At 58.8% G+C, this 26,051-nt stretch carries 22 protein-coding genes; 16 read left to right on the forward strand and 6 right to left on the reverse strand.

Going from position 1 to position 26,051, the window contains the following annotated elements:
- Positions 1-3: 3 nt before the first annotated feature.
- From ACZ1HJ_RS14345 to ACZ1HJ_RS14365, 5 genes are all read right to left on the reverse strand, one after another.
- Positions 4-1,593, reverse strand: a complete 1,590-nt coding sequence (locus ACZ1HJ_RS14345) for an ABC transporter permease (RefSeq protein WP_472719336.1) — start codon at positions 1,591-1,593, stop codon at positions 4-6.
- Complete coding sequence (locus ACZ1HJ_RS14350; RefSeq protein ID WP_472719337.1) at positions 1,586-2,623, reverse strand: quaternary amine ABC transporter ATP-binding protein; 1,038 nt, start codon at positions 2,621-2,623, stop codon at positions 1,586-1,588. Before ACZ1HJ_RS14350 ends, ACZ1HJ_RS14345 begins: the two co-directional genes overlap by 8 nt.
- Positions 2,624-2,704: 81 nt before the next feature.
- The gene (locus ACZ1HJ_RS14355; protein ID WP_472719338.1) at positions 2,705-3,655 is read right to left on the reverse strand and encodes an ABC transporter substrate-binding protein; all 951 of its coding nucleotides are present in this window, start codon (positions 3,653-3,655) and stop codon (positions 2,705-2,707) included.
- A gap of 356 nt (positions 3,656-4,011) precedes the next feature.
- On the reverse strand, positions 4,012-6,321 hold the full coding sequence (locus ACZ1HJ_RS14360; RefSeq protein ID WP_472719339.1) for a vanadium-dependent haloperoxidase: 2,310 nt from the start codon (positions 6,319-6,321) through the stop codon (positions 4,012-4,014).
- Positions 6,322-6,483: 162 nt separating this feature from the next.
- Positions 6,484-7,323 (reverse strand): LysR family transcriptional regulator, encoded by an 840-nt coding sequence (locus ACZ1HJ_RS14365; protein WP_472719340.1) that lies wholly within the window; start codon positions 7,321-7,323, stop codon positions 6,484-6,486.
- Between the two features lie 142 nt (positions 7,324-7,465).
- Here ACZ1HJ_RS14365 and ACZ1HJ_RS14370 point away from each other — a divergent pair, with 142 nt between their 5' ends.
- From ACZ1HJ_RS14370 to ACZ1HJ_RS14445, 16 genes are all read left to right on the forward strand, one after another.
- Positions 7,466-8,944: an aldehyde dehydrogenase gene (locus ACZ1HJ_RS14370; protein ID WP_472719341.1), complete on the forward strand. Its 1,479-nt coding sequence runs from the start codon at positions 7,466-7,468 to the stop codon at positions 8,942-8,944.
- Positions 8,945-8,960: 16 nt separating this feature from the next.
- On the forward strand, positions 8,961-10,019 hold the full coding sequence (locus ACZ1HJ_RS14375) for an LLM class flavin-dependent oxidoreductase (protein WP_472719342.1): 1,059 nt from the start codon (positions 8,961-8,963) through the stop codon (positions 10,017-10,019).
- A complete protein-coding gene (locus ACZ1HJ_RS14380; protein WP_472719343.1) occupies positions 10,009-10,605 on the forward strand; it encodes an amino acid synthesis family protein in 597 nt (198 codons plus the stop codon). Before ACZ1HJ_RS14375 ends, ACZ1HJ_RS14380 begins: the two co-directional genes overlap by 11 nt.
- Positions 10,606-11,400, forward strand: coding sequence for an alpha/beta fold hydrolase (locus ACZ1HJ_RS14385; RefSeq protein ID WP_472719344.1), 795 nt, complete (start codon positions 10,606-10,608; stop codon positions 11,398-11,400).
- Between the two features lie 40 nt (positions 11,401-11,440).
- Positions 11,441-13,129, forward strand: a complete 1,689-nt coding sequence (locus ACZ1HJ_RS14390) for a thiamine pyrophosphate-binding protein (RefSeq protein WP_472719345.1) — start codon at positions 11,441-11,443, stop codon at positions 13,127-13,129.
- Positions 13,130-13,132: 3 nt separating this feature from the next.
- Complete coding sequence (locus ACZ1HJ_RS14395; RefSeq protein WP_472719346.1) at positions 13,133-13,951, forward strand: TauD/TfdA family dioxygenase; 819 nt, start codon at positions 13,133-13,135, stop codon at positions 13,949-13,951.
- 109 nt (positions 13,952-14,060) lie between these two features.
- Positions 14,061-14,693, forward strand: a complete 633-nt coding sequence (locus ACZ1HJ_RS14400) for a helix-turn-helix domain-containing protein (protein WP_472719347.1) — start codon at positions 14,061-14,063, stop codon at positions 14,691-14,693.
- Positions 14,694-14,782: 89 nt separating this feature from the next.
- Complete coding sequence (locus ACZ1HJ_RS14405; protein WP_472719348.1) at positions 14,783-15,679, forward strand: class II glutamine amidotransferase; 897 nt, start codon at positions 14,783-14,785, stop codon at positions 15,677-15,679.
- A 1-nt stretch (position 15,680) separates the two neighbouring features.
- On the forward strand, positions 15,681-16,358 hold the full coding sequence (locus ACZ1HJ_RS14410) for a protein GlxC (protein WP_472719349.1): 678 nt from the start codon (positions 15,681-15,683) through the stop codon (positions 16,356-16,358).
- Positions 16,359-16,370: 12 nt separating this feature from the next.
- A complete protein-coding gene (locus ACZ1HJ_RS14415; protein ID WP_472719350.1) occupies positions 16,371-17,714 on the forward strand; it encodes an FMN-binding glutamate synthase family protein in 1,344 nt (447 codons plus the stop codon).
- Complete coding sequence (locus ACZ1HJ_RS14420; RefSeq protein WP_472719351.1) at positions 17,714-17,971, forward strand: DUF3303 domain-containing protein; 258 nt, start codon at positions 17,714-17,716, stop codon at positions 17,969-17,971. The genes ACZ1HJ_RS14415 and ACZ1HJ_RS14420 overlap by 1 nt, the downstream gene beginning before the upstream one ends.
- 3 nt (positions 17,972-17,974) lie before the next feature.
- Entirely contained in the window at positions 17,975-19,309 is a 1,335-nt protein-coding gene (gene glnT, locus ACZ1HJ_RS14425; protein ID WP_472719352.1) for a type III glutamate--ammonia ligase, read from the forward strand.
- 338 nt (positions 19,310-19,647) lie between these two features.
- Positions 19,648-21,243, forward strand: a complete 1,596-nt coding sequence (locus ACZ1HJ_RS14430) for an ABC transporter substrate-binding protein (RefSeq protein WP_472719353.1) — start codon at positions 19,648-19,650, stop codon at positions 21,241-21,243.
- Positions 21,244-21,285: 42 nt separating this feature from the next.
- The gene (locus ACZ1HJ_RS14435; RefSeq protein WP_472719354.1) at positions 21,286-22,272 is read left to right on the forward strand and encodes an ABC transporter permease; all 987 of its coding nucleotides are present in this window, start codon (positions 21,286-21,288) and stop codon (positions 22,270-22,272) included.
- Positions 22,272-23,105, forward strand: coding sequence for an ABC transporter permease (locus ACZ1HJ_RS14440; RefSeq protein WP_472719355.1), 834 nt, complete (start codon positions 22,272-22,274; stop codon positions 23,103-23,105). Before ACZ1HJ_RS14435 ends, ACZ1HJ_RS14440 begins: the two co-directional genes overlap by 1 nt.
- Positions 23,102-24,724 carry an ABC transporter ATP-binding protein gene (locus tag ACZ1HJ_RS14445; protein WP_472719356.1) on the forward strand — a complete coding sequence of 541 codons (1,623 nt, stop codon included), beginning with the start codon at positions 23,102-23,104 and terminating at the stop codon, positions 24,722-24,724. The genes ACZ1HJ_RS14440 and ACZ1HJ_RS14445 overlap by 4 nt, the downstream gene beginning before the upstream one ends.
- A 12-nt stretch (positions 24,725-24,736) precedes the next feature.
- On the opposite strand, the gene ACZ1HJ_RS14450 is transcribed toward ACZ1HJ_RS14445, so the two are convergent.
- A complete protein-coding gene (locus ACZ1HJ_RS14450) occupies positions 24,737-25,912 on the reverse strand; it encodes a benzoate/H(+) symporter BenE family transporter (protein WP_472719357.1) in 1,176 nt (391 codons plus the stop codon).
- Positions 25,913-26,051: the final 139 nt, after the last annotated feature.

A 26,051-nucleotide genomic window follows, 5' to 3' on the forward strand; every position in this document is an offset into this window, starting at 1 on the left:
GGCCTAGTCTTTCTGGTCTTCGCGACGGAACGCACCCTGCACGATCCGGTCCATGACCATGGCGAGGAAGAGAATGGCGAATCCTCCCAAGAGGCCCGGTCCCTTGGCCGCGTATTGCAACGCCTCAAGGATTTCCTTGCCCAGACCCCCGCCACCAATCAGAGAGATGATCACCACCATACTGAGGCACATCAGGATCGTCTGGTTCACGCCAGTCATGATCGAGGGCAGGGCCAGCGGGATTTCGACGTCTTTCAGAAGCTGCCATTTCGACGCGCCAAACGCCTCGGCGGCCTCCTTGATGCTGTCGGGCACGCCGCGCATACCCAAAGCGGTCAGGCGGATGACCGGCGGCATGCCAAAGATGATCGTGGCCAGAATGCCCGGCGGGTTACCCGTGCCGAAAAACGCGATGATCGGGATCAGGTAGACAAAGGCGGGCAGGGTCTGCATCAGGTCAAGCACCGGTTCTGCCGCGCGATAAGCCCGGCGCGATTTGCCGAACCAGACGCCAAGCGGGATACCGATAACGACGCAGAGGATCACCGAGGCACCCACCAGCGCTACGGTTTCCATCGCCACCTCCCAGTAGCCCAGAAGGGCGGTATAGGCCAAAGCGGCGGCGGTAAAGATCGCCACGCGGGGCCCTGCGGCGCGCCAGGCGGTGACGCAAATGACCAGCATGACCACCGGCCAGGGTGAGCCGTTGAGCGCCAGCGTCAGCGCATCCAGAACGGTGCGCACACCCGTGACGATCCCGTCAAAGACATCGCCCCCGGCTGCGGCGGCGGCATCAATGCGCGCCTCCATCCAGCTTGCCAATCTGGAAAAGAGCGTGCCGTTGCCCGCGCCCAGAAACATCTCCGAGACGCGCTCTTCGGGGAAGGCATCAAGCAGTTCCATGGATTTGTTGACGGTGAATTTGTAGACGATCAGCGGGCCGATCAGCGCGGCCAGAACAACGCCCATAATGGTGTTTTTCTGTGCGCGGCCGCTTTCCGTATTGTCCGGATCGATCCGCCAGTTGGAATATTGCTTTTCATAAGCGCGGTCGGCGTAGAACCCCTGGAAGAGCTTGATCCCCAACAACAACAAAAGCCCGGTGATCATGATGCCCGAAGCCTCGGCCTGCGCGGCTTCGGCCTGGGCCATGCTCTTGTCGGCGGCGGACTGGATGTTCCCGGCCAGTTTGGTGAAGCGGTCGATATCGGCCTGTTCGGTGGCCGCGGTGGCCTTGTCCATCAACTCCTGCGCGCGGATCGATTGGCGTTCGGCCCGGTCGGCCATGTCGGCGCCGGGATTGCCCCACCAGCCGCGTCCGATCTGAACCCAGGCAATGACCTCGAGGATCAGGAAGGTCCAGAACATGCCCCAAATGGCACGTGATGCCGCCCAAAGTGGGCCAAGAATGGCTGCGAAGATATTGAATGTATTAGGTAAAACGCCCGTTGCGTCGTGGATCTTGTGAAACGCGTTCACGTAGTAATCGCCATTCACTTCGGCGAATTCGGATATCGATGCGTCCAGCGTTTCGCGGTCCACCTCGATATCCGAGGCGGCGGTGACTTTGAGTTCGGTGGTTGAATTAGTCATCCTTGCCCCCTTGGATGCCGCGCAGCAGACGCGGTTTGGTGACGATGCCCACATCCGCACCGCCATCGGTGATGACAACGGGCTGTTCGGTGGTCACGGCCAGATCAATCAACTGATCCAGATCCGCCCCGTGGTCTGCCCGAGGCGCTCCATCAAGCGTGCCCGTGGCCTTTTCCAGCGGTTCCATGATGGAATGCGCCTTGACCAGTTTGAGTTTGGAAATGCCCTGCACAAATTCGCGGACATATTCATCGGCCGGGTTCATCACGATATCCTCTGGCGTGCCGATCTGCACGATCACACCATCCTTCATGATGGCGATGCGGTGACCGATGCGGATGGCCTCATCCAGATCATGGGTGATGAAAAGCGTGGTTTTTTGCAGCTGTGCCACCAGTGCCTTGAACTGGTCCTGCAATTGCAGACGGATGAGAGGATCAAGCGCCGAAAAGGGCTCATCCATCAGCAGGATTTCGGGGTCTGAGGCCAGTGCGCGGGCAATGCCGACGCGCTGTTGCATCCCGCCCGAGAGTTCCTTGGGCAGGCGATCTTCATATCCGGTCAGGTCCACGAGACCCAATGCGTGGTCCGAAACGGCCCATCGTTTGGATTTGGGAACCTTCCTGATTTCAAGGGGATAGGCCACGTTGTCGCGCACAGACCGGTGCGGCATCAGCGCCATGTGCTGGAACACCATGCCGATTTTCTGGGCCCGAATGCGGCGCAGCTCCGTGTCAGAGATGGCCGAGACGTCCTGACCCAGAATCTCGATCTTGCCCGCCGTGGGTTCGATCAATCGGTTGACGTGGCGCACCAGCGTGGATTTGCCCGAGCCTGAAAGGCCCATGATGCAGAAAATCTCACCACGCGGCACTTCGAAACTGGCCCCCTGGACGCCGACCACACAGCCGAACCGTTCCAGCACTTCGGGCTTGCCGATGCCTTCGGATTTGACGGCGGCCATGGCCTCATCCGCACGGGTGCCGAAAATCTTCCAGACATCCGTCAGTTTGACGACGGTTTCGCTCATATCTTTCCCCCGGATATAGATCAGGCCGCCCGGGATGTGCCCAAGCGGCCTGTCTTCAGCGTGTTGCCAAAAGGCGGATGATCACTCGGACATCCAGCCCAGAACAGCGTCTTCGTTCTCCGACACCCACTGCTCGGCATAGGCAAGCGGCTCTTGCTTGTCGATCACCAGTGCGAAGGTCATGGCCGATACCGTGTCTGTGTCGAATTTCACGTTCGACAGCATCTTGGCCACGTCAGGGTGCGATTCTTCCAGCGCTTTGGAATAATGCACATGCAGATACGCCAGATCCCACGCGACGCCCGCATCTGAAATCTCGAGCCAGTTCGGATCATCTGTGGGCTGCGTCACGTTCCACTTGGCCGCGTCATAGGCAGGCTCTTCGAGGATCTGCATGTCATGCAGCGCAAAGACGTAATGCGGCGTGTAGCAGAAGCCAGCCCATGGATCGCCCGCCTTGATCGCATTGTCGAGATTGGCATAGGCCACGGTCTCGTCAATCTCGGTCAGTTCCATGGTTTCGGCATAGCCGTATGATTTGGCACGGATTTTCTCGATATTGGTCGAGGCCCAACCGGGCGCGCCAATCCACAATTCGCCCTGACCATCGCCATTGCTGTCAAAGAGCGCAGCGATATCGGGGTTGGTCAGATCGTCGATCGAGGTGATGCCGTGCGCATCCGCGGTGGCCTGATCCACGCACATGCCCTGGAACGCCTCAACACCGTTGGGGTTCATCGCGACGGTGCCTTTGTCCTTGACGAATGTGTCGTGCAGGTTCTGCTGGTTTGGCATCCAAACCTCGGGGTGCACATGCATCGCGCCGCTGTCCATCGCCTCGAACACGATCGGGTTGGTGCCGTTCTGCAGTTCGACCTCAAGCCCCATGTTCTGCTCGATGGCCACTTTCAGGATATGTGCCGTGGCATTGACCGAGGGCCAGTTTGGCACGCCGATGACAATATCAGCGGCCATGGCGGGCGCGGCGAGTGCCATCATCGTGCTGCCCATCAGGGCTGTGAACTTGGTCATATGGTATCTCCTCTTCTGTTGGATGCCCGCCTCAAGACGGGCGAAACGGATTCCGAGTGGGAACGGAGTCCGCGTGTTTGTTTCGTGAGTGTGTAATCCGTTATTCGTCTCCCAGGTGCCGCAACGCGGCGAGCAGATGTAGCCTCTGCTTGGTGCAAGTGGACCACAAGCGGGTCCCCTCTGGCAAGTGTTGCAGGGAGTTCAGACGTTGAAAATCGAAATTTTTCGCACAAGAAATTCAACTTTTTCGAATTGTTGAAATTCACTTTTGGGCAATCCGAAATCATCGGCGCGCCAGCCCAAGTGGCGCAGGGTTCCCCCGGACCGCTGGAATGGCCCGGGGGAGACGTTTTGTCTTAGGTCAGGATGAATTCATCCACAAAGAAGGGGCGATCTTCGTCCGTCGCTGTGCCGTTGATGAAGAGCTGTGCCACGTCATAGGCGTTTTCACCCACGTCACGGCCCAACTGGCGTCCGTTCACATCGCCTTCGGTGAAGTGGATGCCGCCGTAGAGGCGCGAGAAACCAGCTTCATCTGCAGCTTCGGAGAAGGTCGTCCAAGCGAGCGTTTCCTCGTTGAAGGGCACGCCGTTTTCGAACTGCACGGTGCCGGGCTCAAACGTGACCATCCCACCGAAATCATCCGAACCGGTGAAGAGGCGCAACACTTCGGCACCTGACGCGCTGAACGCGCTGTGGCCCGATGTGTATTCCGCGAAGGGTGGTGACGGATCCGCGCCGGGGCGCTGATAGGTCACAAAGTTCTCGGCCAGAATGGTGCGTGTGCCCAGACCTTCGCCGGTTTCGGGATCGATCCCGCCCCAGGCCTGGATCACATACCCGGTTTCGCCGGTCAGTTCGTCCACACCCATTTCGCCGAGCAGGCCCAGCTCTCCCAGATCGCGGATCGCGCGGACCGGGCGGGCATAGTCGTATTCGACCTTGGCCTGCCAGGTTGCGATGCCCGCATCCATGACCGCGTTGCCCATGGCGAGGAACATGGCCGCGTCTTCATCCAGTGTGTTGCCATCGCGCGCCGATACGAATTGCGCGAAGGTCATGAAGGTGCCCGGAGGGAATGCCGTGCCGCCGCCATCTTCCCAGAACTCGGCGATGATTTTCTGTTCATCGGTCAGGTTCGCGGATAGCTCGATCACTTCCTCCGCCTGTTCGATGAACCCGGCATTGATGACCGGCCCGATCAGGTCTTTTGACACGGCGATCACATCACCAGCCATGTATTCGACGTCATTGATCGTGACATCTGCACCCAGAGTGATCTCACCCGCGTCAAAATCCAGGGTCGAGCCGGACTGTGCATCGGTGAAGAAGGGCTGTGGCGGTGGTGGCAGCGTCGGATCGAAATCGGTTTCGCCAAACGCGTCCTCCGCCAGGGCAAACCCTTCGACATCCAGCCATTGTGGTGTCAGGAATTTCTGTTCCGGATTGCCATCTTCGGGGTCAATCGGCACGTTTTCCGGTGTCCAGGCCGTGATGTCGTTGATCTCCAGCGGGCTCGGGTTGGTGGGCGTGTAGCTGCCCTGGAACCCACCTGCCTGGTTTGATCCATCGGTAAAGCGCAGCGCGATCAGGTCTTCGGCGGCATCGATGCCGATGGCGGCTTCCTGGCTGCCGTCGTCGGTTAACGAATACCCGTACCGGCCTTGCATGACCTCTGCGAACATGTCTGCCTGTTCCGGATAGAGGTGATTAAGAATGGTGAAGGCTGCGTAGCTCATTGCCTTTTCTTTGTTGGCGTCTGACGAGACGGCCAGAGCCTCGAGTGCACCATTGTCACCCTCTTCATCGAACGACACGCGGACAGCAACATCGTCATAGCTGGCCCAAGCGTCAAACATCGCCGTGTGCACCATGGAATAGGCGCGCGATGCGATGGTTGGTCCGTTGAAGTTTTCGCTTTCGATCACCGCCTGTTGCACAGTGCGGTCCCACATCACGCTGACCGTGGGATCAACATCGTTGACCGTCAGGGTCTGCGTGCCGCCGCCGACCTGAATGGCGGGCAGAGCATCAGGCGCATAGTTTGCCTCGATCTCTTCAATGCTCAGCGTCTTGTCGTTGAAAGTGAAAGTTTCAAAACTCTTCACCGTCATTTTCTCGCCGGAGAACCGGTCGTAGATTTCGACCTTGTTGCCCGTGGCTTTGATATCGACCTCACCAAGGTTGAAATCAAATTCGATGGTATCGTCGCCGAGACCACCCTTGGCTTTGTCGATCAGCTCACCGAGTTTGAGTACGTCGTCACCGCGGCCCATACCGACAACGCCACCGCCCTCATTGAGGGTGACCGTATCATCACCGCGTCCTGCATGGACACGGAAAACAAATCCGTCGCTTTCCAGCGTGTCGTTACCGCTGCCCAGAAGAATCAGGCCACCGCCATCGTTCAGGGTGACGTCATCGTCACCGCGGTCCGCATTCATGCGTTCGACGTATTCTTCTGCGACAAACGTGTCATCGCCACTAAAAAGACGGGCCAGTTTTACCGGTTCGTCTGCGACAATATCGTCGTTTTTCATTGTACCAAAAATTGTAACCGCTTCGCGGAGCTCAGGTGCTTTTTTGCCGTCGTCGTTGCCTTCTAGGCCTTCAATACCGCAGCCTTCCAGCCCGCGAACGGACTTGAACATCAGTGTGTTATCCATTGGAAAAATCCCCCTTAACACGACACTAATCACGTAAATGTGAACCCAAGTGATAGGGTCGGGAGGGACGCAAAACAAGAAATTTAATCTAAATCGTTCTTTCTGTCGCAGTTCGCATATTGAAGCGTCAACAATGCCAAAAAAACGGGCAGATTGTTTCCGTTAATTCGCACTTGTTAAGGTATCGACCAATGGGGCGAACCAATGCCAGCTCTGCGCGGCGGTGTCGTTCACGATGAGGTTCTTTTTACGTTGGTACACCGGTGCGTTGAGTTCGTGCAGTTTGCCCTGCGCGACATGCACAACACCTAATGCGCGCGGCAGGTAGGCCGAGCCGCCATGGGTCAGCATATGTTCCAATGCCCACCGCGCGCTGTCAAAGCTGACCCGGGCGGTACCAGCGTCGTGATAGGTCTCCCCATGGGCGCGGCGGTAATCTTCGCCGTGATCCACAAAGATGTATTTCGGATCACCCTTGATCGGCGTGCCGGGCCGGTCGGAATACAGCACCAGATCTTCGGGCGGCAATGGAATGACCGTCTGGTTGCCCCGCGCCACGGAATCGTAGGTCAGGATCACGTCAACCAATCCGGCCCCCAACCATTCCTCCAAATCGCGGCCATTTCCCTGCAGGACCGACACCGCCATTTCGGGATGCTCCGAGACAACCCCGTGAAAAAATGCCTTGCCCGGACCGTGCCACAGGCCAGGATCACAGCCAAAGGTACAGACCGAGTTCAGACCTGCGGGCAAGGCCGTTTCGAACTTGGCCTGCCGCCACAGTCCGGTCATGACCCGGGCATAGCGCAGCAGTTTGGTGCCTGCCGGGGTCAGGGTGGTGCCTGACTTCTGCCGGTTCAGAAGGACCTGACCAAGCTCTTCTTCGAGTGTTTTCAGGCGCGCTGTCACGGTCGATTGCGTCACGTTCATCTTTTGCGATGCGCGGACAAGACTGCCGGTTTCGACAATCGCCAGAAAGGTCTGGAGGGACACAATATTCATAGAAACTCCATCATTCGAATATTTTGCATTTATGCCGCAAAATATTTCGTTTTCAAGAAGTGATGCTTTCTGGCAGGCTGCTCGGGGACGCGTTTCCGGTTCGGGCCGGATCGCGTGTGTTGAGCAGGGGCGCACCAAGCACATGACGAAATCCTACCAGATGTTGATCGACGGTGCCTGGGTCGATGCCAGCGATGGCGGCACATTCACCACGTTCAACCCGGCCACGGGTGCGGCATGGGCGCAGGTACCAGAGGCCACTGCCGATGATGTCGACCGCGCCGTCAGGGCCGCGCATGCCGCCTGCTATGAGGGGCCATGGTCTCAGATGACCGCCACAGCGCGTGGGCATTGCCTGCGGCGTCTGGCGGATTTGCTGGCGGATCACTCCGAAGCCTTGGGCGAGATTGAAACCCGCGACACCGGCAAGATGCTCAAGGAAACCCGCTGGCAATCCAAGTATATCGCCGAATTCCTGCATTTCTTTGCGGGTGCGGCTGACAAGGTGCATGGTGAGACCTTACCGATCGACAAGCCGGACATGTTTGTCTTTACCGAGCGCGAGCCTCTGGGCGTCATCGCCGCCGTGGTGCCGTGGAACAGTCAGATGTTCCTGACCGCCGTCAAAATCGGCCCGGCCCTGGCCGCGGGCAATACGGTGGTGCTCAAAACCTCCGAATTTGCCCCGGCGGTCATTCTGGAATTCGCCCGGCTTTTTGCTGAGGCTGGCATCCCGGACGGGGTGATCAATATTGTCACAGGCCACGCTGATCCTTGCGGCAAGGTGCTGACCAGCCATCCGTTGGTGGCCCGCATATCCTTTACCGGCGGGCCGGTCGCTGCGCGGCACATCCTGAACAATTCCACAAACAACTTCGCCGAGGTGAGCCTTGAGCTGGGGGGCAAATCCCCGTTCATCGTGTTTGACGACGCCGATATTGAAAGCGCGGTGAATGGTGCGGTTTCGGGCATCTTTGCGGCCTCCGGTCAGTCCTGCGTGGCAGGCTCCCGGCTGATTGTGCATGACGCGATTGCCGATGATTTTCTGGCGCGGTTGGTCGAGATCGCAAAGGCGGCCAAGATCGGTGATCCGATGCTGGACGAGACCGAGATGGGACCGCTCTGCACATATGGTCAGCTCGAGACGATTGAGCGCGAGGTTGCGCAGGCGGTCACGGAGGGCGGCGAAATCCTTTGCGGTGGCAAACGCGCGGCCGGGCAGGACAGTGACATGTTCTATGAGCCCACGATCATCACATGCCCGGGACCACATCTGAAAATCGTGGACACGGAGCTTTTTGGCCCTGTCTTGAGCGTGCTGCGGTTCAAGACAGAGGCCGAAGCGCTGGCGCTGGCAAATGACACCGACCACGGGCTGGCGGCAGGCATCTTTACCCGTGACAGCGCACGGGCCCTGCGGATGTCACGTGAGGTGCGGGCGGGCATTGTCTGGGTCAACACCTACCGGGTCGTGTCCCCGATCGCGGAATTCGGTGGCATGAAAAATTCTGGCTATGGCCGCGAAAGCGGGTTCCAGGCAATCTATGATTACACGCGTCCCAAAACGGTATGGATGAATACATCTTCCGCCCCGTTGGGCAGCCAGTTTGTGGCGCGCTAAGGCAAGGAGAGAGACAATGAAATTCCAACTCGCAATTAACCTGGAGAGGATGGATGACAGCATCGACATGAAGGCGGTGCGCGACCACACGCTGGACATGGTCAAAATGGCCGATGCGGCCGGGTTCGAAATTGTCTGGGCCGCGGAGCATCATGCGCTGGAAATGACAATTGCACCCAACCCGTTCCAGATCCTCACATGGTGGGCCGAGCACACGGAAAACATCCGCCTTGGCGTCGGCGTTGTGAACGCGGCCTACTGGCATCCGATCAACCTGGCCGGGGAGGCGGCTTTTCTGGATCTGACCTCTGACGGGCGCTTGGAATTTGGCATCGGGTCCGGCGCGTACCAGCGCGAGTTTGACCGGATGAAGCCGGGGTTGGATCAAAAAGACAGCTGGCGCTACATGCAGGAAATGCTGCCCGTGGTGCAAAAGCTCTGGGCCGGGGATTACGCCCACGACGGTGAGTTCTGGCAGTTTCCGACGGCCACGTCCTGCCCCAAGCCGGTGCAAAAGGACGTGCCCGTCTGGGTCGCGGCCCGCGCGCCGATTACATTTGACTATGCGGTCGAGCATGGCTGCAACATTCTGAGCTGGCCGCTGACCATGCCGTTCTCGGAGGCCGAGACGTATCGCGCGCGGCTTGACGACGCGATTGCCAAAAACGGCGGGGAATATAACGGCACCTGGGCCGTCATGCGCCACACGGCCGTCTATGAAACCGAAAGCGATCGCGCGGATGCGATGGCCTCGATCCGCGGGGTTCTGGGGCAGTTTGGCAACCTGATGATGCAGCGCGGCGAGGTGCGCAACGGCTTCCCCGATCCGGTACCGCTGGAGGATCTGGACGGCAACGCCCGTGTCGACCCGGAAATGCTTGAGCAAAACCTGATGTTCGGCAGCCCGGATCAGGTGATTGAGAAACTCAAAATGTACGACAAGATCGGTGTGGATGCGTTCCTGTTTTATGCGTCGATGGGAATGGACATGGATCAGCAAAAGCGCTCGTTGAAGCTCTTTATCGAGCAGGTCATGCCAGAATTTGCAGAAAAGGAGCTGGCCGATGCCGGTTGAAATTCGCCGCACGCTGACGCAGGTGCAGACGACCTATAAAGAGGGCTGGAAAGAGGTGGCCACGCCCACAACACTGGTGGCGGCGCTGGCGATCATCCGCAATCCGTGGTTTGGGCAAGGGCATGTCGAAGACCTGCGCCCTGAAATCCGCGAGCAGGGCCCGGTGATTGGCAAGCTGCTGACCGATATGATTCTGAGCGTGACGGGCGACAAGCTCGAAGGGTATGGCAAAGCCTCGGTGGTCGGCATGGGGGGTGAGATCGAGCATGCTCAGGCGCTGACCCACACGCTTTGGTTCGGCAACCAGTTTCGCGATGCCGTGGGCGCCAAAACCTATCTTGCGTTTACCAATTGCAAAGGGGTGGCAGGCCAGCCCTTGATGATCCCGCTGATGCACAAGGATGATGCCGGCCAGCGGTCGCATTACCAGACAATCCATCTCAACGTGCCTGATGCGCCGGGCCCGGATGAAATTATCATGGCACTGGGCGCATCTATCGGCGGGCACCCTAATCACCGGATCGGCAACCGATATGATGATCTGCGCGAAATGGGCCATGATGTCGACAACCCGGCGGGGGTGTAAATGCCCGTTAGTCGTGCGGGCACGGCCTATGATCTGACCGGGCTACCGGAGGCGCCGGTTGTGGCGCTAATTCATGGGTTGGGCCTGACGCGCGTGGCGACCTACCGCGACATGATCCCGATGCTGGCAACCCGGTTTCGCGTGCTTAGCTATGATCTCTGCGGTCACGGTGAAACGGTTTTGCCGGACGCCGAGCCAAGCCTTACCGTGCTGAGCGAACAGCTCATCGTACTAATGGATGAGCTGGAGGTCGATCAGGCCGCTCTGGTGGGGTTTTCACTGGGCGGTATGATCAATCGGCGGGTGGCCATGGATCACCCGGCGCGTGTTTCGGCGCTGGCCATTCTGAATTCGCCCCATGAACGCGGTGAAGCGCAGCAAAAACTTGTCGAAACTCGTGCGCGCGACACCTCTGCTGGCGGTCCGGGTGCCACGATCGACGCGACGCTCGCGCGCTGGTTCACACCCGCGTTTTGCGCCACGCGGACGGATGTGCTGGGCGAGGTGCGCGATGTCGTGATGGCCAATCACCACGACAATTATGCCAAACATCGGTTTGTGCTGGCCAATGGCGTGATCGAACTGATCCGGCCCAATCCGGCAATTGCCCATCCCACACTGATCATGACCTGCGAAAACGACAGCGGGCAGCCCCCGGCGATGAGCCATGCCATCGCGTCGGAGATCACAGATTCCGAGGTGATCATCCTGCCGGATTTGCAACATATGGGTCTGGTCGAACGGCCTGATCTTTTTGCCAAGCCGGTGCTCGATTTCCTGTCGCGCGTTCTGTGATGCGCACCCTCTGACAACAACGAATAGACGGAAGACGGACATGAAGAAGATGACAGGTGGACAGGCCGCGATAGAAGCGATCCGGGTGGAGGGCACAAGCCATGTCTTTGGTCTGATCGGGTCCGCCACGATGGAGATGTTTGACGCCCTCTACGACGCCAAGGATATCCACTTCATCGGGGTGCATGATGAGCGCACAGGGACCCACATGGCAGATGGGTTTGCCCGGATGAGCGGGCAGGCGGGGGTGATCCTTGCGGGCCAGAACGGGCCCGGTGTGACCAACCTTGTGACCGGTTTGGCGCAGGCCAAGGCTGCCTATTCACCGGTGGTCAGCATCGGCGGGGCGCTGGCCATCGGACACCGATACCGCGATGCCTTTCAGGAGGTTGATCAGGACGCGCTTTTCAAACCGATCACCAAGAAAACATGGACTGCGACTTCGGCGGACAGGGTTCCCGAAATGATGCGCGAAGCCTATCGCGAGGCGATGGCACCCCGTCGCGGTCCGGTACAATTGAACCTGCCACGTGATGTCTTGGCCGCCCAGGCCGAATTCGAGGATTTCCAATCACCGGCGCAGTACCGTCCTTATGCCGCGCCGGGCGGTGCGCCGCAGGCGATTGCGGATGCCGCCAAGCTTTTATCCGGTGCCACGCGTCCGGTCATCATCGCCGGGGGCGGGATCAAGAATACCGGCGGCGCGGATCAGTGCCTGGCGCTGGCGGAGGCATTGAATTGCCCGGTTGTCACGTCACCGGGCCATGGCGATGCGATCCCCTTCGGACATCCACTGAATGCCGGGCAAATGGGACCGCGCGGCAATGTCGTGGCCAGTCGGTTGGTAAAGGAGGCTGATGTCATACTGGCGCTTGGTACGCGCATTGGCTTTAATTCCACCTTCTATAGCTATGATAACATTAACAAAGATGCTCAGATCATCCATGTTGAGCTGGAACCCACGGCGATCGGACGCTATTTTCCCGTCGCCATCGGGATCATGGCCGATGCGCCGACCGCCGCGGATCAATTGCGCGCGGCTGTGGCGCAGCATGCAGATCGCGACAAGGCCGAGGCCTGGACCAATGCCTACAATGCCGAGCGGACCGATTTTCTGGCCACGCGGGATGCGGAGGCGGATGTCAGCGCCATGCCGATCCAGCCATCCGGCCTGTTCAAGACACTGCGCGATGTGATGCCCAAGGATGCGGCGGTCACGATGGATGCGGGCACGCTCTGTCTGCAGGCAACGGATGCCTTGAATTACTGGCATCCGCGCAGCCTCTTTACGCCGTTGGATTTCGGTTTGGTGGGCTTTTCCTTTGCCTGTGGTCTGGGTCTCAAACTGGCCGCGCCGGAACGTCCGATCATCTCACTCATGGGCGATGGCGGGTTTGGCATGACGGTCTCGGAACTCAGCACGGCGGTGGATCATGGGATCAACACCGTCACCGTGGTGATGAACAACAAATGCTGGGGTGCGGAAAAAGCGTACCAACGTGACTTCTTTGGTGAGCGTTATATCGGTGCGGATATTTCCAGCCCGCCCTTCGACAAGCTTGCCGAATTGTACGGTGCGCAGGGGTATAAGGCCGACACGCTGGATGAGATGGCGCAAGCGATCGAGGCCGGGCTGGCCTGCGGAAAACCGGCGGTGATTGACGTGAGTGTGGACCCTAACGCGCTCTATTCTTTCCGCCGCGACAGTTTCAAACATCGTGGGGGCTGAGACATGGAAATCCGGCAAATCACGCCCGCCATTGGCGCCGAGATCAGCGGGATTGACCTGACCCAAAGGCCGAACGACGACATCGCGGACGCGCTCTATCAGGCGCTGATCGAGCATCAGGTGATTTTCCTGCGCGACACGCAGATCACGGCCGAAATGCATATGGCTTTGGCCCAAAGCTTCGGCACCCTCGATGCGCCGCATCCGCTTTATCCGCATGTGGATGGGTTCGACCGGATCGTGAAGCTGGAAAATGACAGCAACGCGCCCCCCGACACCAATTCGTGGCACACCGACCTGACCTTCAAAGCGGTGCAGCCTTTTGCCTCGATCCTCGTGGCGCGGCAGGTGCCTGAGGTTGGGGGCGATACCCTGTGGTCCAGTTGCATAGCGGCTTATGACCGCCTGCCGGACGGCATGAAACGCGACCTCGACGGGTTGGAAGCCGTGCATGACATGGGCGATTTCCGCAACAGCTTTGGCCAGAGCGCTGCGGCGTTGAACGAAGGTATGGCGCGGTTTGGCCATATGATCCGGCCCCTGATTGGCACGCACCCGGTGACAGGGCGCAAGTTTCTGAATTTCAACGAGGCCTTTGTGACCCATATCCTGAATCTGACCACCAATGAGGCGAATGCGCTGAAAACATGGTTGGCCGGTCACATGAACCGCCCCGAAGATCAAATCCGCTGGCGATGGCGCGCCGGCGATCTGGCGATGTGGGACAATCGGTGCACCATGCATTACGCCGTGGCCGATTATCTGCCGGCGTATCGCTGCATGAACAGGATCACGGTGGTCGAAGACCGACGCGCGCCTTGACGCGGCGTGCATTCACCAACGACAGCCCTCAAACGACATTTGCAAATCCGAGCGACTGACTTATTTGTTTAGCCGACCCGGGGGGTGGTTGACGGAGGGGAACGACATAATGGCCAGCAGCAAGCTAAGCCAGGATCCACATAAAGTAGAAGTTGCACGCGAAAAGAACCTTGAGACGGCCATTGGCCGCGAGGTGCGTGATATTCGACATCAACGCGGCATGACCGTGGCGGCTTTGGCCGAGATCACCGGGCTGTCCGTGGGCATGTTGTCCAAGATCGAAAATGGTGTGACCTCATCGTCCCTGACCACGTTGCAGGCGCTTTCTGCCGCGCTTAGCGTGCCGGTCACGGCCTTCTTTCGCCGTTTCGAGGAGCGGCGCGAGGCGGTGCATGTAAAGGCCGGGGATGCGGTTGAAATGGAGCGCGCGGGCACGCGGGCCGGGCATCAGTACAACCTTCTGGGGCATTTGGGGGCAAATCATAGCGGCGTCGTCGTGGAGCCCTATCTGATCACGCTGACTGAGACGTCCGATATCTTCCCGACCTTCCAGCATGAAGGCATCGAGCTCTTGTATGTGTTGGAAGGTGAAGTGCGCTACCGCCACGGCGATCAGAGTTTCCATCTGCGCCCCGGTGACAGCCTGTTTTTTGATGCCGACGCGCCGCATGGTCCGGATCAATTGATTGACCTGCCGGTTCGATATCTTTCGGTCATCTCTTACCAGCAGTCCCAACACTAGAATATTCCTCACAGGAAACAAAAATTCGTATGGTTGAGCTTTAACTGACAACGCGCTAGCGTGTGTCGAACTGATTCATGGAGAAGCCTATGTGTGGGATTGTCGGACTGTTCCTGAAAGATAAATCGCTTGAACCCAAACTGGGTGAAATGTTGACGGATATGCTGATTACCATGTCTGATCGAGGTCCGGACAGCGCGGGCATCGCGGTCTATGGGGGCGATACCGACGGTCAGGCGAAACTGACCATTCAAGCGGCGGACCCTGACCAGACATTTGCCAATCTGGACAAAGAACTGTCGGAGGCCGTTGGTGCAAAAATCAGCCTGCGCGTGATCGAAACCCACGCGGTGATCGACCTGCCAGCTGACAAGGTGCAAGCCGCCCGCGCCGCGTTGCGCGACATCCGCCCGGAAGCACGGGTCATGAGCGCGGGCGACGTGATTGAGATTTACAAGGAAGTGGGCCTGCCGGGCGATGTGGCCAAGCGGTTTGATATCCCCAAACTGACCGGCACGCATGGTATTGGCCACACACGCATGGCTACGGAATCGGCGGTCACAACACTGGGTGCTCATCCGTTTTCCACCGGCGCGGATCAGTGCCTTGTGCATAATGGCTCGCTCTCCAACCACAACTCCCTGCGCCGCAAGCTGAAGCGTGAAGGGGTCAATGTGGAAACGGAAAACGATACCGAAGTGGCCGCCGCCTACCTGACATGGAAAATGCAGAACGGCTCGACACTGGGCGAGGCGCTGGAAAGCGGGATCGACGATCTGGACGGGTTCTACACATTCGTGGTGGGCACCAAGGACGGGTTTGGTGTGCTGCGCGATCCGATCGCCTGCAAACCTGCTGTGATGGCCGAAACCGATCAATATGTGGCGTTTGGCAGCGAATACCGCGCGCTGGTCAACCTGCCGGGCATCGATGAGGCCCGCGTGTGGGAGCCTGAACCCGCGACCGTCTATTTCTGGAGGCATTGAGATGCAGACATTTGATCTGGAAGCCAACGGGCTGCGCGCGCTGAACGCCGCGCTGCAGTCACAGTCCCAAGACACGAATGAAACCGCGTGGGAAGTGGTCAATGCCAAGGGCAGCCATGCCATTGCCGTCGGGTTGGACGCGCCCATCGAGGTCACGGTTCGCGGCTCAACCGGGTATTACTGCGGCGGTATGAATGCACAGGCCACGATCCATGTGGATGGCAGTGCCGGTCCGGGTGTGGCGGAAAACATGATGAGCGGCACGGTGATCGTGGATGGCGATGCCAGCCAATATGCCGGGGCGACCGGGCATGGCGGGCTGCTGGTGATCAAGGGCAATGCGGCCAGCCGCTGCGGCATTTCAATGAAGGGCATCGATATCGTGGTGCAGGGCAATGTGGGTCACATGTCGGCCTTCATGGCGCAGTCGGGCAACCTTGTGGTGTGCGGTGACGCGGGCGATGCGCTTGGGGATTCAATCTACGAGGCGCGGCTTTTTGTGCGCGGGTCGGTCAAGTCTCTCGGCGCAGATTGCGTTGAGAAAGAGATGCGACCCGAGCATCTGGACATCCTCGCTGACCTCATTGAACGCGCGGGCGTGGACGCCAAACCCGAAGAGTTCAAACGCTACGGCTCGGCTCGTACACTCTACAATTTCAACATCGACAACGCCTACTGAGGAGAGACGCATATGGCCAAGGACGACACACACGCGCCCCGCACATTGCCGATCCAGTCGGCGACCTTCACGCCCGAGATCAATGCCGAAATACGGCGCGCGGCGGCAACGGGCATCTATGACATTCGTGGCGGCGGGGCCAAGCGCCGGGTGCCGCATTTTGATGATCTGCTTTTTCTGGGCGCCTCGGTCAGCCGCTACCCGTTGGAGGGGTATCGCGAGCGGTGCGACACCAATGTGACCCTTGGCGCACGGCATGCGAAGAAGCCGATTGAATTGGATATTCCCATCACCATCGCGGGCATGAGTTTTGGCGCGTTGAGCGCACAGGCCAAGGAGGCTCTGGGACGCGGCGCCTCGGCGGCCGGCACGTCGACAACCACCGGTGACGGGGGCATGACACCCGAAGAGCGTGGGCAAAGCTCCAAACTGGTCTACCAATACCTGCCATCGCGCTATGGCATGAACCCGGTTGATCTGCGCAAGGCCGACGCGATTGAGGTTGTGGTCGGGCAGGGCGCCAAACCGGGCGGGGGCGGCATGCTTTTGGGTCAGAAGATTTCTGACCGTGTGGCTGAAATGCGCAACCTGCCGAAAGGGATTGATCAGCGCTCTGCCTGTCGTCATCCGGATTGGACTGGCCCCGATGACCTCGAGATCAAGATCCTTGAGCTGCGTGAGATCACCAATTGGGAGAAACCGATCTATGTGAAAGTCGGCGGCGCACGCCCCTATTTCGATACCACGCTGGCGGTCAAGGCGGGCGCGGATGTGGTCGTGCTGGACGGGATGCAGGGCGGCACCGCAGCCACGCAGGACGTGTTCATCGAACATGTGGGCCAGCCTATTCTGGCCTGTATCCGCGAGGCGGTGCGCGCGTTGCAAGACCTTGGTATGCACCGCGAGGTGCAGCTCATTGTCTCGGGTGGCATTCGGACCGGCGCGGATGTGGCCAAGGCGCTGGCGCTTGGCGCGGATGCCACCGCCATCGGCACGGCGGCTCTGATCGCCATTGGCGACAATGATCCCAAGTGGGAAGCCGAATACAACAAACTGGGGTCCACCGCGGGCGCCTATGACGATTGGCACGAAGGTCAGGACCCGGCGGGGATTTCGACCCAGGACCCGGAATTGTCCAAACGCCTTGATCCGGTTGAGGCCGGGCGCAGGCTGAACAATTACCTCAAGGTGATGACGCTGGAGGCGCAAACCCTGGCGCGGGCCTGTGGCAAAAGCCACGTGCTGAATCTGGAGCCCGAGGACCTCTGTGCCCTGACACTGGAGGCTGCGGCTATGGCCAAGGTGCCCCTGTCGGGCACGGATTGGTGGCCCGGCAAACCGGGAACGAGCTTCTGATGGCCCGGTACATGGTGATCGAACGCTTTAAGTCGGGCAGTTCGGCCGCCGTGTACCAACGCTTTCATGACCAAGGCCGGATGCTACCCTCCGGCCTGTCATACCTTGATAGCTGGCTGAGCGCCTCGGACGATGCCTGCTACCAACTCATGGAAACCGACACCCCCGAAACCTTTGACAAATGGATCGCCCATTGGGACGATCTGGTGGATTTCGAGGTGATAAAACTAAAAGAAAAACCGACTGGGAGACACTGAACCATGACAAAAGATCTGGCCGCATTTGCCGAAAAGAACGGCGTTAAATATTTCATGATTTCCTTTACTGACCTTTTTGGCGGTCAGCGGGCCAAGCTGGTCCCGGCGCAGGCGATTGCCGACATGCAGGAAGAGGGCGCGGGCTTTGCCGGCTTTGCCACATGGCTCGATATGACGCCGGCGCACCCGGATATGCTGGCGGTGCCGGACCCAAGCTCGGTCATTCAACTACCATGGAAACCCGAGGTGGCCTGGGTGGCGGCCAATCCGGTGATGGAAGGCGAAGACGTGGCCCAAGCCCCGCGCAACGTGTTGCGCCGGTTGATTGATGAGGCCGCGGGCGAGGGGATGCATGTCAAAACCGGCATTGAGGCCGAATACTTCCTGCTGACGCCTGATGGGACCGAGTTGAGCGATGAGTTTGATACCGCGGAGAAGCCGTGCTACGACCAGCAGGCCGTGATGCGCCGCTATGATGTGGTGCGCGAGATTTGCGACTACATGCTCGATCTGGGCTGGGGTCCGTATCAGAACGACCATGAGGATGCCAATGGCCAGTTCGAGATGAACTGGGAGTTTGATGATGCCCTGCGCACTGCAGACAAGCATTCCTTCTTCAAATTTATGACCAAATCAGTCGCTGAAAAGCATGGCTTCCGCGCGACCTTCATGCCCAAGCCCGTTGAGGGGCTGACCGGCAATGGGTGTCATGCACATATCTCGGTCTGGGATGCGCCGGGTGACAAGGCCAAAACCAACGTCTTTGCCACCGATGCGACCGGGGGCAGCCAGACGGCGGAACTGGGCCTCAGCGAGCAGGGTGCGCATTTCCTGGGCGGTATCATGAAACACGCCAGCGCGCTGGCGGCGATCACCAACCCGACGGTCAACAGCTACAAGCGCATCAACGCGCCGCGCACGATGTCTGGCGCCACATGGGCACCAAATACCGTCACTTGGACGGGCAATAACCGCACGCATATGGTGCGTGTGCCAGGGCCGGGCCGGTTTGAGTTGCGCCTGCCGGATGGGGCGGTGAACCCCTATCTGTTGCAGGCGGTGATCATCGCGGCCGGTCTCAGCGGTGTGCGCTCCAAGGCCGATCCCGGCAAGCGCCACGACATCGATATGTATGCTGACGGCCACAAGGTGCGTGGCGCGCCAAAGCTGCCGCTGAACATGCTGGATGCAATCCGGATCTATGACAAGGACAAGGAACTCAAAGGCATGTTGGGCGAGGAGTTTTCTGCAGCCTACATCAAAATGAAAATGCAGGAGTGGAACTCCTTTACCGCGCATTTCAGCCAGTGGGAGAAGGACCACACGCTGGATATCTAACCGCTTATGCGCCCCTGAGACCATGTGTTTCAGGGGCGTTTTTCTGTGCCCCATTATCTAGGCGCGACAAAGACAGGTTTTTGAAGGTTGTTCTGCCTTCACAGGGTGCATCTCTTTACGGCTTTTCCGATTAAATTTTCCGCAGAACGTATGCGTTACACCATTAAGGAACCAAACAAACCCGCCCGGGTTGAGCGCATCGAAGAACCGCTAATACAAAAGTCTTAACTCATCGCCTCAGAAACCTCTGCGCGGGTTAAGAGGGTTGTTTGCATTTGGGAATTGGGGCAGGCTTTGACCACGACCCCCAAAAAAATTTAGAACTAAGGGAGTGTGATATGTATTTCAAGACTTGGTTAGGCGGCACGATTGCCGCGGCGTCAATTGCCCTGACAAGCGTAGCTGCATACGCTCAAAATGCGGGCGGAACGCTTGTAATGCTGGTTCAACCCGAACCGCCGTCGCTGGCATCGTATATCTCGACCTCGGGCCCCATTGGGCTTGTCGCGCCGAAAGTATACGACGGATTGCTCGACTACGACAAAGACCTCAAAGGCGTGCCGTCACTGGCGGAAAGCTGGGAAGTCAGCGAGGATGGCAAGACTGTCACCTTCAATCTGCGTCAAGGCGTGACATGGCATGACGGCGAACCTTTCACATCGGCAGATGTGCAGTTCACGGTCATGGAAGTGCTGAAGAAAGTGCATCCCCGCGGGCCAAACTCGTTCAAGGAAGTCACCTCGATTGACACGCCGGACGATCACACCGCCATCTTCAATCTGGAAAACCCGGCCCCCTACATGATGCGGTCTCTGGGCGCCTACGAGTCGCCCATGGTGCCCAAGCATCTGCTGGAAGGACAGGACGTCAAGAGCGCGAGCCTGGCCAATAACCCTGTCGGCACCGGCCCCTTCAAGTTTGTGGAATGGAAGAAGGGTCAGTTCATCCGTCTCGACAAAAACGAAAATTACTGGAAAGAAGGCCTGCCGTATCTGGACCGGATCGTGGGGCGTTTCATCCCGGATGCATCGACCCGTGCGGCCGCCATGGAAAATGGCGAGGTTCACTATGGTGCCTACGGAGCCATCCCGAATGTCGACGTTGTGCGCCTGCGCGAGCTGGATAGCATCGGCGTGACAACCGACGGCTACGCGATGATCAACCCGGTCTCTTTGATCGAGTTCAACACCACCGCACCGCCCTTCGACAAACCGGAAATTCGTCAGGCGATCTCAACCGCGATTGACCGTCAGTTCCTGATCGACAACATCTGGTTCGGCTACGGCAAGCCCGCAACCAGCGCGTTGTCGAGCAGCTATGCGGCCACCGGTCTCTACGCAGAGGGCATGCCCAACTATCCCTCAAGCGCGAATGTGGAAGCGGCGATCAAGATACTGGACGACGCAGGGATCACACCTGACGCGGATGGTATCCGCGCCAAGGCGGTTCTTGACCTGATCCCTTACGGCGAAGACTGGCGCCGGGCGGGTGAGTACATGAAACAGGCGCTCGGTGATATCGGGATTGATCTGGAGTTGCGGTACGAAGACGTTCCCACATGGCTCAAGCGCGTCTATGCGGATTACGATTTCCGGATGAACGTGAACTACTTCTATCAGCTGCCCGACCCCGTGCTTGGCGTGCACCGCCATTACGGTACGGATCAGATCCGTCAGGGAACGCATTTCGTGAACTCTTCGCGCTATAGCAACCCCAAGCTGGATCAATTGCTGGCCGATGGTGCGCGGGAAGCGGATGCGGATACGCGCAGCGCCATGTACAAGGAAATTCAGGAGATTTTGGCCAACGACATGCCTGTCGTGAACCTTTTTGAGATGAAATTCCTGACAGTGTACAACTCCAAACTCATGGATCACGATGTGTCCGGATTTGGAGCCTATGGCTCATTTGACCGTGCTTGGTTTGATGAGTGAAGCTGGGTTTGAGGGTGTCGACCTAGACGGGTCGACACCAAAATGAACCACACAGCAAAACGCCTGCGATATGTCCTGAAGCGACTATTTCAGGCGATCCCAATTGTTTTCGCGATCGTTGTCGTCAATTTCTTTTTGCTGCAACTGGCAGAAGGGGATGCGGTCGATGTGCTGGCCGGCGAAGCCGGATCTGCCACGCCTGAATACATGGCGGAGCTGCGCGAGAAGTTTGGCCTCGACAAGCCGTTGCCCGTCCAATTGGCGGTCTATCTGAAAAACGTGCTTGTCTTCGATCTGGGTTATTCCTTCCGGCACGAAATGCCGGTCTTTGATCTTGTTCTGGATCGCTTTTTCCCAACCCTTTTGCTTATGACCAGCACGATCCTTCTGGCCGTGGGGTTCGGCATTGTCCTGGGCCTGCTGGCGGCCACGGGGCTGAATACCTGGCGCGATACGATGATCTCGATATTTGCGCTCTTGACCTATGCCACGCCGCTCTTTTGGGTGGGGTTGATGTTCATCGTGGTGTTTGCGCTGAACCTTGGGTGGTTCCCGACCAGTGGGATGGAAAACATCGCCGCGTTTTATGAAGGCTGGGACCGCGTGTGGGATATTGCGCACCATCTGGTGCTTCCCACGATTACGCTCTCGCTCTTCTACCTCGCTCTTTATACCCGGTTGATGCGCGCCTCGATGCTTGAACAGGCGGGGATGGATTATGTGACGACCGCGCGCGCCAAGGGGCTGAGCGAGCGTCGGATCATGTTTGTTCATGTGCTGCGCAACGCGCTCTTGCCCGTTGTCACCATGGCAGGCGTTCAGGTGGGCGCGCTGATTGGCGGTTCGGTCATTGTGGAATCCGTTTTCGCATGGCCGGGGCTTGGCATGCTCGCGTTCGAGGCCCTCTTTTCGCGCGATCTGAACCTGCTCTTGGGGATCTTTCTGTTGTCCGCCTTGCTGGTCGTCGGCGTCAATTTGATTGTCGACATCATCTATTCGTGGCTTGATCCCCGGATCGAGGTGGATTGATGCGAGATTTCTGGAAACTGTACCGGCGCAACCGGTCGGCTGTGGGCGGGCTGGTCATTCTGGGCCTCGTCATTCTGATGGCCGCAACCGCGCATATCATCTTCCCCAACGATCCGTTCCGGCTGGCGGGCGCCTCGATGCAGCCACCCGGCGAAGGCGGCTTTCTTCTGGGCAGTGACAGTCTGGGCCGCGATGTGGCGGCGGGTATTGCCCATGGGGCCAAGACATCGCTGTTCATCGGGTTGCTTGCAACCATCGTGGCGGTGGGTTTCGGCACGGTCATGGGCGGGCTCGCCGGATATTACGGTGGCCGGATCGACAACCTGCTGATGCGCACGACCGAGATGTTTCAAACCATCCCGTCCTTTGTGTTTGCGATCCTGCTGGTGGCAATCATGAAGCCATCGATCGAAAGCATCGTGATCGCGATTGCGGTCGTGTCCTGGCCGGCGGTGGCACGTCTGGTACGGGGGGAGTTCCTGTCCTTAAAGAACCGTGAATTCGTACAGGCCTGTCACACGGTGGGCATGGGCGACGCACAGATCATGCTGCGGGAAATCCTGCCAAATTGCCTGTCACCAATCATCGTGATCGGGTCATTGATGGTTGCCACGGCAATCCTGATCGAAAGTGGTCTGGCCTTTCTGGGCCTGGGTGATCCCAACATCATGAGCTGGGGGTTTCAGATCGGCGCAGGGCGCACGTTGCTGCGTTCGGCGTGGTGGGTGTGCACCTTTCCCGGCATCGCCATCCTGATCACCGTTCTGGCGATCAATCTGGTGGGGGAAGGCCTGAATGATGCGCTCAACCCGCGTCTGAGAGAACGTCAATGAGCGCTGCACCCTTACTTGAAATCCGCAACCTGCACATCAGCCTGCCGGAAGGCTCGGAACGGGCCTATGCGGTGGAAGAAGTGGATCTGGACCTCGCGCCGAATGAAATCCTGTGCATCGTCGGCGAAAGCGGGTCCGGCAAATCATTGACCGCGCGGGCGGTCATGGGGCTTTTGCCCAAACCACATGTACGCATTTCGGATGGCAGCATCCGCTTTGGCGATGAAAACGTGGCTGAGGTCACCGATGCCCGGATGCGCCAGATCCGCGGCAGCGAAATTTCGATGATCTTTCAGGAGCCGATGACAGCCCTCAACCCGGTGATGACCATCGGCGACCAGATTGATGAAGTGTTCCGGTTCCACGAGAGCATGCGCCGCGCTGAGCGGCAGGAGCGTTCAATTGCCCTGCTGGCGGATGTGCATCTGCCCGATCCGTCTCATATCATGCGATCCTACCCGCATGAATTGTCCGGCGGGCAACGGCAGCGTGCGATGATCGCGATGGCGCTCGCGCTTGATCCGAAAATTCTGATCGCGGATGAACCGACGACCGCGCTTGATGTCACCACGCAGGCGCAAATCCTCAAGCTGATCAAGGAAATGCAGGCGGCACACAATACGGGCGTGCTCTTCATTACCCATGATTTTGGCGTTGTGGCAGATATCGCGGATCGAGTCGCGGTGATGCAGCAGGGCAAGGTCGTGGAAGCGGGAACCGTGGATGAGGTCCTGAACGCGCCGCAACACCCCTATACGCAGGCCCTGATTGCCGCCGTACCCAGCCTGACGCCGCGCCCGCCAAGGGCGCAATCGACCGAACCGGTTTTGCAGATCGAGCATCTGGACAAGGAATTTCGCAGCGGTGGCGGGTTTTTTGGGCTGGGTGGCAGTGAGCGCGTTGTAAATGCCGCCCGTGACGTGAACCTTGAACTGCGCCGTGGCGAAACCCTTGGGATTGTTGGTGAGAGCGGGTCTGGCAAATCAACGGTTGCCCGCTGCATCGTGCGTCTCGTGGATGCGGACAACGGTAAAATCCTGCTGAACGGGACCGATTTGCGCCCGCTGAACCGTGCCGAAATGCGCCCGCACCGGTCCAGCATCCAGATGATGTTCCAAGATCCTTTCGCGTCGCTCAATCCGCGATCCAAGGTCGGCAAAATCATCACCCAAGGTCCGTTGTTGCAAGGCATCTCCAAAAGCGAAGCGGAGGCAAGCGCGCGTGAATTGCTGTCGATTGTGGGTCTGGATGAACGGGCTTATGACCGGTTCCCACACGAGTTTTCCGGTGGTCAGCGCCAGCGTATTGGGATTGCGCGCGCCCTGGCGCTAAACCCGGATGTATTGGTGGCGGATGAACCCGTCTCCGCGCTGGATGTATCGATCCAGGCGCAGATTTTGCGGCTTCTGGACGAAATCCGCGAACGCATGAACCTGTCGATGATCTTCATCACCCACGACCTGCGCGTCGCGGCACAGGTCTGCGATCGTCTTGCGGTGATGCGATTTGGTGAGGTGGTCGAGACGGGCCCTACCGCTGAGATTTTTCGCGATCCGCAGGCGGATTATACCAAAGACCTTCTGGCGGCGGTTCCGGGCAAATCCTGGCGGTCTGGCTGACCGGTTGTTGGATTATTTGCGCGTCGCGTTTTTGATGATCTGGACAAGACCTCCAACAACCAAGCCCCAGACAGCGGCACCAAGCCCGATGATCGTGATGCCGGAGGCGGTGATCAAAAACGTGATGGCCGCGGCCTCGCGGTAGTCCGGCTCTTCAAAAGCGGCCAAGGCGCTGTTGGCAAAAACGCCGAGCAGGGCGATGCCTGCCAAGGTGCCAAGCAGCAATGGCGGGGCCGCTGCGGCAAAGCTGGTGATGATCGCCGCAAATATGCCGAAGATGCAATAAAACACGCCCGCCATGGCCGCGGACCAGTAGCGTTTTGCAGGGTCCGGATGGCTGTCCTCGTTGGAGCACATGGCCGCCGTGATGGCCGCCAGACATGTGGCCGGCGCGCCGATCAGCGATGAAATCATGCTGGCACCGCCAACCGTCGACAACAAAGGCCCGGGCGCGGGTGTGTAGCCATAGCTTTTCATCACCGCGATGCCGGGCACGTTTTGCGTGGCCATGGTGACGATAAAGAGGGGCAGGGCGATCCCGAGGGTGGCTTCGATTGAGAAAACTGGCCGAATGACCTGTAGCTGGGTAAAGGAGCTTTCGGGCATCGGCACGTCAAAACCTGCGGAATAGACAACCAGAAAAGCGGCCATCAGAACTGCCGCAGGAACTGCCAATAATCGGTTGATCCTGCTCGTTAAAAACCACGTCAGAAGGATCGGAAGAGTGGTCAGCGGTGTAATCGCAAGGGACTGAAACGGCACGACGCAGATCGCCAGCAACACACCCGACAGCATGGCCTGCGCCAAGGGGGCCGGGATGGCCGCCGCCAACCGTCCGATCGGACGAAAGAGCCCTGCGACCAGGGTCAGTATACCAGCAATGAAAAATGCCCCTACCGCGCCTTCAAACCCACCCGGTGGCGCGGCGCTCACGGCCAATAGGGCAACGCCCGGTGTCGACCACGCCACGCTGACGGGTTGTTTGGTCCAAAGACTGAGGAATATGCCCGCCAATCCCATTGACATGGCCGCGGCCATCAGGCCGGAGGTGGATTGCTGGACGTCGGCGCCCATCGCCGCAAGCCCTTGCAACACAATGGGAAATGAACTGAAAAAACCAACCACGGCCACGACGAACCCGGTCGATACAGTTTGCATCGGCGGCCATGTGGAGGTGGCATCTGTCATTCGAATATCCCAGCCTGTTTCGCGCAAGTGAAGACAGAGCCGGAGTGATGTCAACGGAAATCAGATACAATCTAAAGGTGTGGTATTTGCGCCTCTGCAAACACTCAGGGAGTTTCTGGTGGGCGAGGTCGGATAAGTG

This window comes from Roseovarius sp. JB2-10 (assembly GCF_055693585.1).

Bases quoted from the DNA above. Each gene is read 5' to 3' on its own strand.
- ACZ1HJ_RS14345 (WP_472719336.1), bottom strand. From the start codon at position 1,593: ATGACTAATTCAACCACCGAACTCAAAGTCACCGCCGCCTCGGATATC.
- ACZ1HJ_RS14350 (WP_472719337.1), bottom strand. From the start codon at position 2,623: ATGAGCGAAACCGTCGTCAAACTGACGGATGTCTGGAAGATTTTCGGC.
- ACZ1HJ_RS14355 (WP_472719338.1), bottom strand. From the start codon at position 3,655: ATGACCAAGTTCACAGCCCTGATGGGCAGCACGATGATGGCACTCGCC.
- ACZ1HJ_RS14360 (WP_472719339.1), bottom strand. From the start codon at position 6,321: ATGGATAACACACTGATGTTCAAGTCCGTTCGCGGGCTGGAAGGCTGC.
- ACZ1HJ_RS14365 (WP_472719340.1), bottom strand. From the start codon at position 7,323: ATGAATATTGTGTCCCTCCAGACCTTTCTGGCGATTGTCGAAACCGGC.
- ACZ1HJ_RS14370 (WP_472719341.1), top strand. From the start codon at position 7,466: ATGACGAAATCCTACCAGATGTTGATCGACGGTGCCTGGGTCGATGCC.
- ACZ1HJ_RS14375 (WP_472719342.1), top strand. From the start codon at position 8,961: ATGAAATTCCAACTCGCAATTAACCTGGAGAGGATGGATGACAGCATC.
- ACZ1HJ_RS14380 (WP_472719343.1), top strand. From the start codon at position 10,009: ATGCCGGTTGAAATTCGCCGCACGCTGACGCAGGTGCAGACGACCTAT.
- ACZ1HJ_RS14385 (WP_472719344.1), top strand. From the start codon at position 10,606: ATGCCCGTTAGTCGTGCGGGCACGGCCTATGATCTGACCGGGCTACCG.
- ACZ1HJ_RS14390 (WP_472719345.1), top strand. From the start codon at position 11,441: ATGAAGAAGATGACAGGTGGACAGGCCGCGATAGAAGCGATCCGGGTG.
- ACZ1HJ_RS14395 (WP_472719346.1), top strand. From the start codon at position 13,133: ATGGAAATCCGGCAAATCACGCCCGCCATTGGCGCCGAGATCAGCGGG.
- ACZ1HJ_RS14400 (WP_472719347.1), top strand. From the start codon at position 14,061: ATGGCCAGCAGCAAGCTAAGCCAGGATCCACATAAAGTAGAAGTTGCA.
- ACZ1HJ_RS14405 (WP_472719348.1), top strand. From the start codon at position 14,783: ATGTGTGGGATTGTCGGACTGTTCCTGAAAGATAAATCGCTTGAACCC.
- ACZ1HJ_RS14410 (WP_472719349.1), top strand. From the start codon at position 15,681: ATGCAGACATTTGATCTGGAAGCCAACGGGCTGCGCGCGCTGAACGCC.
- ACZ1HJ_RS14415 (WP_472719350.1), top strand. From the start codon at position 16,371: ATGGCCAAGGACGACACACACGCGCCCCGCACATTGCCGATCCAGTCG.
- ACZ1HJ_RS14420 (WP_472719351.1), top strand. From the start codon at position 17,714: ATGGCCCGGTACATGGTGATCGAACGCTTTAAGTCGGGCAGTTCGGCC.
- glnT (WP_472719352.1), top strand. From the start codon at position 17,975: ATGACAAAAGATCTGGCCGCATTTGCCGAAAAGAACGGCGTTAAATAT.
- ACZ1HJ_RS14430 (WP_472719353.1), top strand. From the start codon at position 19,648: ATGTATTTCAAGACTTGGTTAGGCGGCACGATTGCCGCGGCGTCAATT.
- ACZ1HJ_RS14435 (WP_472719354.1), top strand. From the start codon at position 21,286: ATGAACCACACAGCAAAACGCCTGCGATATGTCCTGAAGCGACTATTT.
- ACZ1HJ_RS14440 (WP_472719355.1), top strand. From the start codon at position 22,272: ATGCGAGATTTCTGGAAACTGTACCGGCGCAACCGGTCGGCTGTGGGC.
- ACZ1HJ_RS14445 (WP_472719356.1), top strand. From the start codon at position 23,102: ATGAGCGCTGCACCCTTACTTGAAATCCGCAACCTGCACATCAGCCTG.
- ACZ1HJ_RS14450 (WP_472719357.1), bottom strand. From the start codon at position 25,912: ATGACAGATGCCACCTCCACATGGCCGCCGATGCAAACTGTATCGACC.